Source organism: Oligella sp. HMSC05A10 (assembly GCF_001808335.1).
GTDB classification, from domain to species: Bacteria; Pseudomonadota; Gammaproteobacteria; order Burkholderiales; family Burkholderiaceae_B; genus Oligella; species Oligella urethralis.
In genome coordinates, this window is record NZ_KV792963.1 from 984 (window position 1) to 1,789 (window position 806).

The following is an 806-nucleotide window of genomic DNA, read 5'->3' on the forward strand; positions in this document are numbered from 1 at the left end:
CAATAAATATACCGATAAAGCCTATGATATAAAAATGAAAACGCCACAACGTTCAATATTACAACCAGGTGCTTCAATCAATAATGGTATTAGCAAAGGAAAATAAATGAAGATTAAATATACTGGTCGCTATCGTACAGTGATTTTAGATGTTTTTGGTATTTATTGGGGAATGAATAATGAAGGTACTAAAGAGGCAGAGGTATTTACCTATTTTTATGCCTTAGAAGGAGAAGGAGAAGGAATTGATTGGGTTTCTTTAGGGGTTTATGATTCAAGGGATGTTGAAGTGATTGATCCAAGACTAGAGGGCGAGTGGGTTTCTACTAAAATGAGGTTTAATGGAGTATTCTATGTGCCATTAATCCAAGAAAAACTCCTTGATGACGTGGTCGATAGAGACCCCGATGCAATCAAGAAGTTTCTTCAGTTCGCTATAAGGGATGGTTTATTGGACGCAGGGCTTTATAAGGATGCGCTTTGATTTAAGAGTGACATTTACCATACGTGGGTGGGTGTGGCCGGGGCGCAGGTCTTTGGTGAGAAGGTACACGTCAGGACTCCGACCCTTACCATTCAGAGCGTACAAGACACGGCGACCTATGAGGGTAAGCAGCAGAATCTGGGCGGACAGATGACGGTGGGCTATGGGGTCTCGGGTAGTGCGAACTACAATCGCTCTTCGCTTAATGCCGATTACGCGAGCGTGACCGAGCAATCGGGGATTTATGCAGGGGATGGTGGCTATCAGATTGAGGTAGCCGAGCACACCGAGTTAATTGGTGGGCTAATCACCTCCACGGCCG

2 protein-coding genes are annotated in these 806 nt (G+C 44.3%); both read left to right on the plus strand.

The window, feature by feature from the left end; translation table 11 throughout:
• The first annotated feature begins 106 nt into the window (after positions 1-106).
• On the plus strand, positions 107-484 hold the full coding sequence (locus tag HMPREF3144_RS11160; protein ID WP_070477935.1) for a hypothetical protein: 378 nt from the start codon (positions 107-109) through the stop codon (positions 482-484).
• Between the two features lie 33 nt (positions 485-517).
• Positions 518-806: hemagglutinin repeat-containing protein (locus HMPREF3144_RS11165; protein ID WP_210394318.1), on the plus strand; the 289-nt coding region annotated here is incomplete at its 3' end.

Coding starts and splice junctions, on each gene's coding strand:
- HMPREF3144_RS11160 (WP_070477935.1), top strand. CDS start 107: ATGAAGATTAAATATACTGGTCGCTATCGTACAGTGATTTTAGATGTT.